Below are 6,103 nucleotides of genomic sequence, written 5' to 3' on the forward strand. Positions count from 1 at the left end.
GCTGCACGTCCCCAGGACCGCCTCCGACGAAGGCGTGATCGTCGCCGCGAAGAAGGTGCTCGGTAAAGCGCTGATCGCGGCGAACGAGCTTGTCGGTGAGATCACGCTGACCGTGAAGCGCGAGGCAATCGCCAAGGTTTTGCAGAAACTGCGCGACACGCCGGGGCTTGAATATCAGCAGCTGATGGAGATCGCCGGGGTCGATTATCCCGACCGGGCGGAGCGGTTCGAAGTCGTCTACCATCTGCTGTCGCTGACCAAAAACCGGCGCATCCGGGTCAAATTGTCGACCGATGAAGCGACGCCGGTGCCGAGCGTCACTTCGCTGTGGCCGGTTGCCGGCTGGCTCGAACGCGAAGTGTTCGACATGTACGGCGTCGGCTTCGCCGGCAATCCGGACTTGCGCCGGATCCTCACCGACTACGGTTTCGAAGGCCATCCGCAGCGCAAGGACTTCCCGCTGACCGGTTTTGTCGAGCTGCGCTATTCCGAGGCCGAGAAGCGCGTGATCTATGAGCCGGTGTCGCTGCCGCAGGATTTCCGCACTTTCGACTTCCTGATGCCGTGGGAAGGCGCCGAATATCGCCTGCCGGGCGATGAGAAAGCGACGGGCGAAGCGCCGGGGGCGCCGAGCCCGGCACCCGCCGCGAGCGGGCCGCCTGCCGTCAAGGCCAAGCCAATGGCGAAGAAGCCGCGGAAGAAGAGCGCCAAATGACTGGCACGCGCACGCTTGAAGTGACGACCAGCAACGCGCCCGGCGACACTATCGCCAGCGGCAATCCGACGCACAATAATTACACGCTCAATTTCGGCCCCCAGCACCCGGCCGCGCACGGCGTGTTGCGGCTGATCATGGAGCTGGACGGCGAGATCGTCGAGCGGGTCGACCCGCACATCGGGCTGCTCCATCGCGGCACCGAGAAACTGATCGAGTATAAGACCAACGCCCAGGCGCTGCCTTATTTCGACCGGCTCGATTATTGCTCGCCGATGTGCATGGAGCACAGCTTCGTGCTCGCCATCGAGAAATTGATGGGGCTCGAGGTGCCGTTGCGCGCGCAATATATCCGCGTCCTGATGGCGGAGCTGACCCGGATCAAGAATCACATGCTCAATCTGGGCAGCCACATCATGGACGTCGGCGCGATGACGCCCAATCTGTGGCTGTTCGAGATCCGCGAGGATCTGATGCAGATTTACGAGGCGGTGTCGGGCGCCCGGATGCACGCCAATTACTTCCGCGCCGGTGGCGTCCATGGCGACATTCCGCCCAAGGTTCTCAACCAGATCGGCGAGTTTCTTGATGGTCGCACGCAACTGTTCGAGGACGCAATTTCACTGGTTGCCGACAACCGCATCTTCAAACAGCGCAACGTCGATATCGGCAAGGTCAGCCGCGAAGACGCGATTGCCTGGGGCTTCTCGGGTCCGATGATCCGCGCCGCCGGCATCTCTTGGGATATCCGCCGCAGCCAGCCGTACGAAGTCTATGACCGGATGGACTTCGACATTCCCGTCGGTACCAACGGCGATTGCTACGACCGCTTCATGGTCCGGGTCGAGGAAGTCCGCCAGTCGTGGCGGATCGCGCGGCAATGTTTGAAAGAGATGCCCGACGGGCCCGTCGGCAGCGCCGACCGCAAGGTGTTCCCGCCGCTGCGCGCCGAGATGAAAACCTCGATGGAAGCGCTGATCCATCACTTCAAGCTTTACACCGAAGGCTATCATGTGCCCGCCGGCGAGGTCTATGTCGCGACCGAAAGCCCCAAGGGCGAATTCGGCGTCTATCTCGTCGCCGACGGCACCAACAAACCCTACCGCTGCAAGATCCGCCCGACCGGCTTCTCGCACCTCCAGGCGATGGACTTCATGATGAAAGGCCACATGCTCGCCGACACCACCGCCGTGCTGAGCGCGATCGACATCGTGTTCGGGGAGGTGGACCGGTGAGGCGCCTCCTGGAGGCAGCGTGGTGGTTCCTGCTAGGAGCGTGTTTGATGCACTTCACGAGCGCATACGTGCTTTTTGAAGTGTTGCGGCAACCATCGGCGAAGGTAGCGACGCGTAACTTTTTCGTGCTCGAGATACTTGCCCTTGCGAGCTTGATTGTCATCGGAATTAGCTTGGCAGTCTCATTTCTGAAGCGTCGTCTAACGAGGTCAAACTAATGGCCGGGCAGGGCGGCATTCTCGACGATCCGGACATCCGGGCGCGCTGGTCGGGCTTTGCGTGGACGGACGCCAATGCCAAGGCGGCGAAGGCCATCGTCGCGCAATATCCCGACGGTCGCCAGCAGTCGGCGTCGATCCCGCTCCTCGACCTTGCCCAGCGGCAGGTTGGGGCGGAGACGAATACGCAGGGCTGGTTGCCGATCCCGGTCATGGAGTTCGTTGCCGCCGAGCTCGACATGCCGGTGATCCGCATCCTCGAGGTCGCGACCTTCTACACCATGTTCAACCTGGGCCCGGTCGGCCGCTTCCACGTCCAGGTATGCGGGACGACGCCGTGCCTGCTGCGCGGATCGGACGATGTGCTCGACGCCTGCTACAGCCGCGGCCTCAAGAAGGGCCACACCACCGGCGACGGACTGTTCACGCTGACCGAAGTCGAGTGCCTCGGCGCCTGCGCCAACGCGCCGATGGTCCAGATCAACGACGACAATTATGAGGACCTCACCGGCGACAGCATGGGCGCGATCCTCGACGCCTTCGCCCGCGGCGAGACGCCCAAACCCGGCCCACAAATCGACCGCCAAACCAGCTGCGCCGAAGGCGGCCCGACCACGGTCAAGAAAATGGCCGAACGCAATTACGACTACCGGGGGCAATGGTGATGGTCGGCGCCACTATCCTCCCCGAAACGGGGAGGGGGACCAGCGAAGCTGGTGGAGGGGGCCCGGTGCAGGGCGGAGTGGGTCTCGAGGCCCCCTCCGTCAGCGCGTCGCGCTACCACCTCCCCGTTCCAGGGAGGATTGCATGAAAGACGTCCTGAAAATTATCGTCGCGATTTTGATCATCGTCATCGCCTGGAAGCTCCTCAAGGGGCTGATCGGCCTGGCGGTCGGCGTCGCCATCGCCGGGCTGGTCATCTACGGCGCGGTCAAGCTGATCGAGGGGCCGAAGCGCCTCAAATGAGCCTCGTCGCCATCCTCGTTGCCGTCGTGCTCGCCTTCCTGGCGTTCAAGTTCGTCACCGGGCTGATCAAGTTCGGCGTCCTGGCGCTGATCGTGCTCGCGGTGCTCTATTTCCTCGCCAGGGGCGGAGGCATCGGATGACCTACGCCGGGCCATTGAGCGACAAGGACCGCATTTTCACCAACCTCTACGGCTTCCAGTCGCCCGACTTGAAGGCGGCGAAGGATCGCGGCGACTGGGATGGTACCAAGGCTTTGTTGGCCCTCGGCCAGGACCCGATCATCGAAATCGTCAAGGCATCGGGCCTGCGCGGGCGCGGCGGCGCCGGTTTCCCGACCGGCATGAAGTGGAGCTTCATGCCCAAGGAGCCCAAGCCCGGCAAACCCAATTTCCTGGTGGTCAACGCCGACGAGTCCGAGCCCGGCAGCTGCAAGGACCGCGAGATTATCCGCCACGATCCGCACAAATTGATCGAAGGCTCGCTGATCGCCAGCTTCGCGATGCGCGCGCGGGCCGGCTACATCTACATCCGCGGCGAATTCATCCGCGAGACCGAGGCACTGCGCAAAGCCGTCGCCGAGGCTTATGCGGCGGGCTTCCTAGGCAAGAACGCGTGCGGGTCGGGTTACGACTTCGACCTGTTCGTCCATCGCGGCGCGGGCGCTTACATTTGTGGCGAAGAAACCGCGATGCTCGAAAGCCTCGAGGGCAAAAAGGGCCTACCGCGCCTGAAGCCGCCGTTTCCCGCCGGCGCCGGCCTTTATGGCTGCCCGACGACCGTCAACAACGTCGAGTCGATAGCCGTCGTGCCGACCATCTTGCGGCGCGGCGCGGCGTGGTTCGCGGGCATCGGCAACCCCAGGAACGAAGGCACCAAGCTGTTCCAGCTGTCGGGCCATGTGAACACCCCGTGCGTCGTCGAGGAAGCGATGGGCATCCCGTTCCGCGAGCTGATCGACCGCCACGGCGGCGGTATTCGCGGCGGGTGGGACAATTTGCTCGCGGTGATCCCGGGCGGCTCGTCGGTACCTTTGGTCCCCGCCCACGAGATCATCGACGCGCCGATGGATTTCGATGGGCTGAAGGCTTTGGGCTCCGGCCTCGGCACCGCGGCGGTGATCGTCATGGACAAGTCGACCGACATCGTCCGCGCGATCAGCCGCATCAGTTATTTCTACAAGCATGAGAGCTGCGGCCAATGCACGCCGTGCCGCGAAGGCACCGGCTGGATGTGGCGAATGATGGAGAAACTGCGCGCCGGCGACGCTGAAGTCGGCGATATCGACAAGCTCCTCGACGTCACCAAGCAGATCGAAGGCCATACCATCTGCGCGCTTGGCGATGCCGCCGCCTGGCCGATCCAGGGCCTGGTCAAGCATTTCCGCCCCGAAATCGAACGCCGCATCGCCGAGCGGGCGGGGCGGACGATGCTGGAGGCGGCGGAGTGAGCGTTTTCCTTGCTCTGGCGATGCAGGCCGCGGTCCCGACTAAAGAGAGGGGACAGTTTTTCAGTGCGGCTGAGCGCCAGCGGAAAATGGCTGAGTATGCGGACTGCGTTGTGAAAGATCGGCCTGGAAAATCGGCGCTGATCGTCTTGCGGCAGCAATGGAAGGAGAATGTTGCAGATCGTGATTTGGAGAAGGTGATAGCCTCCAGCTGTGTGCCTGACTTGGGTACTATGATCATAATGTCGAGGAGTATCCTGCAGTTCGCGCTGGCTGATGCATTGATCCGTGCCAAACAAATTTCGGTTCCAGCAGATCTGTCGCTGGTTGGCCCGTTGGATCACGGAGACGGTGAAGCGCGCTTTCGAGCATTGATCGCCAAAGGAAAAAAGGCGAGCACGGCGGAAAAGCGGGCTGCAATGGAAGCTGCTGCGGTCACAGAATTATCGCGCTTCGGCGAGTGCGTGGTTCGCGGGGCCCCAGAGCAAGCGACCGTACTCCTTCGGACGAAAGTCGCGGGTCCAGCGGAAATGGAAGCTTTAAGAGGTCTGTCGCCGACGTTTACGTCGTGCCTTAACAAGGGTCAGCAAGTGACTTTTTCTCGCGAAACCCTGAGAGGCGTCGTAGCCTACAATTACTATCGACTGGCCAGCGCGGCGCGTTCCGGAACGCCGCAAGTGGCGAAGCAATGAGTATTGCATTCACCGCTGGCCTCGTCGTCGTTGCGATCGTGGTCGCGCTGCTCGCGTCGCGGCGCTCGGGCCCGCGCATCACGACCATCGAATATCGCCACGACAAGGCCGATGAGCCCAAGGACGGTGACAATGCCTAAGGTCACCGTCGACGGCATTGAGCTTGAGGTCCCGCAGGGCGCGACCGTGCTGCAGGCGTGCGAGCTGGCGGGGAAGGAAATTCCGCGCTTCTGTTATCACGAGCGCCTCAGCATCGCCGGTAATTGCCGGATGTGCCTGGTCGAGGTCGCGCCGGGGCCGCCCAAGCCGCAAGCGTCGTGCGCGCTGCCCGCCGCCGACGGCCAGATGATCCGAACCGACAGTGCGATGGTCAAGAAGGCGCGCGAGGGGGTGATGGAGTTTTTGCTCATCAACCACCCGCTCGACTGCCCGATCTGCGACCAGGGCGGCGAATGCGACCTCCAGGACCAGGCGATGGCCTATGGCCGCGGCTTCACTCGGTTCGAGGAGAATAAGCGCGCGATCGAAGACAAATATATGGGCCCGGTGATCAAGACCGCGATGACCCGCTGCATCCAGTGCACGCGCTGCATCCGCTTTGCCGAGGAAGTGGCCGGCGTGCCCGAACTCGGCATGCTGTACCGCGGTGAGGACGCGCAGATCACGTCGTATCTGGAGCGCGCGGTGACGTCCGAGCTGAGCGGCAACCTCGCCGACATCTGCCCGGTCGGCGCGCTGCTGCAGAAGCCGCAGATTTTCGAGAGCCGCTCGTGGGAGCTGCGCCGCGTGCCGGCGATCGACGTCATGGACGCGGTCGGCAGCAACATCCGCCT

General features: G+C 63.1%; 9 protein-coding genes. All 9 read left to right on the forward strand.

Annotated elements, in window-relative coordinates; all coding sequences use genetic code 11:
* The first annotated feature begins 1 nt into the window (after position 1).
* Positions 2-715 (forward strand): NADH-quinone oxidoreductase subunit C, encoded by a 714-nt coding sequence (locus RMO25_RS12190; protein ID WP_405051887.1) that lies wholly within the window; start codon positions 2-4, stop codon positions 713-715.
* The gene (locus RMO25_RS12195) at positions 712-1,950 is read left to right on the forward strand and encodes an NADH-quinone oxidoreductase subunit D (RefSeq protein ID WP_309662870.1); all 1,239 of its coding nucleotides are present in this window, start codon (positions 712-714) and stop codon (positions 1,948-1,950) included. Before RMO25_RS12190 ends, RMO25_RS12195 begins: the two co-directional genes overlap by 4 nt.
* Before the next feature lie 217 nt (positions 1,951-2,167).
* Positions 2,168-2,833 (forward strand): NADH-quinone oxidoreductase subunit NuoE, encoded by a 666-nt coding sequence (nuoE, locus tag RMO25_RS12200; RefSeq protein WP_309662871.1) that lies wholly within the window; start codon positions 2,168-2,170, stop codon positions 2,831-2,833.
* 142 nt (positions 2,834-2,975) lie between these two features.
* A complete protein-coding gene (locus RMO25_RS12205; protein ID WP_309662872.1) occupies positions 2,976-3,134 on the forward strand; it encodes a hypothetical protein in 159 nt (52 codons plus the stop codon).
* Entirely contained in the window at positions 3,131-3,274 is a 144-nt protein-coding gene (locus tag RMO25_RS12210; protein WP_309662873.1) for a hypothetical protein, read from the forward strand. Before RMO25_RS12205 ends, RMO25_RS12210 begins: the two co-directional genes overlap by 4 nt.
* Positions 3,271-4,581, forward strand: coding sequence for an NADH-quinone oxidoreductase subunit NuoF (gene nuoF / locus RMO25_RS12215; protein ID WP_309662874.1), 1,311 nt, complete (start codon positions 3,271-3,273; stop codon positions 4,579-4,581). Before RMO25_RS12210 ends, nuoF begins: the two co-directional genes overlap by 4 nt.
* Entirely contained in the window at positions 4,578-5,270 is a 693-nt protein-coding gene (locus RMO25_RS12220) for a hypothetical protein (RefSeq protein WP_309662875.1), read from the forward strand. Before nuoF ends, RMO25_RS12220 begins: the two co-directional genes overlap by 4 nt.
* The gene (locus RMO25_RS12225) at positions 5,267-5,410 is read left to right on the forward strand and encodes a hypothetical protein (protein ID WP_309662876.1); all 144 of its coding nucleotides are present in this window, start codon (positions 5,267-5,269) and stop codon (positions 5,408-5,410) included. The genes RMO25_RS12220 and RMO25_RS12225 overlap by 4 nt, the downstream gene beginning before the upstream one ends.
* The coding region (locus RMO25_RS12230) for a 2Fe-2S iron-sulfur cluster-binding protein (protein ID WP_309662877.1) at positions 5,403-6,103 on the forward strand (701 nt) is incomplete at its 3' end. The genes RMO25_RS12225 and RMO25_RS12230, both read left to right, overlap by 8 nt.

Source organism: Sphingomonas sp. (assembly GCF_031361285.1).
Classification (GTDB): Bacteria; Pseudomonadota; Alphaproteobacteria; order Sphingomonadales; family Sphingomonadaceae; genus Sphingomicrobium.

Excerpts from the sequence above, each read along its gene's own strand:
- RMO25_RS12195 (WP_309662870.1), top strand. The coding sequence starts at position 712 with ATGACTGGCACGCGCACGCTTGAAGTGACGACCAGCAACGCGCCCGGC.
- nuoE (WP_309662871.1), top strand. The coding sequence starts at position 2,168 with ATGGCCGGGCAGGGCGGCATTCTCGACGATCCGGACATCCGGGCGCGC.
- RMO25_RS12205 (WP_309662872.1), top strand. The coding sequence starts at position 2,976 with ATGAAAGACGTCCTGAAAATTATCGTCGCGATTTTGATCATCGTCATC.
- RMO25_RS12210 (WP_309662873.1), top strand. The coding sequence starts at position 3,131 with ATGAGCCTCGTCGCCATCCTCGTTGCCGTCGTGCTCGCCTTCCTGGCG.
- nuoF (WP_309662874.1), top strand. The coding sequence starts at position 3,271 with ATGACCTACGCCGGGCCATTGAGCGACAAGGACCGCATTTTCACCAAC.
- RMO25_RS12225 (WP_309662876.1), top strand. The coding sequence starts at position 5,267 with ATGAGTATTGCATTCACCGCTGGCCTCGTCGTCGTTGCGATCGTGGTC.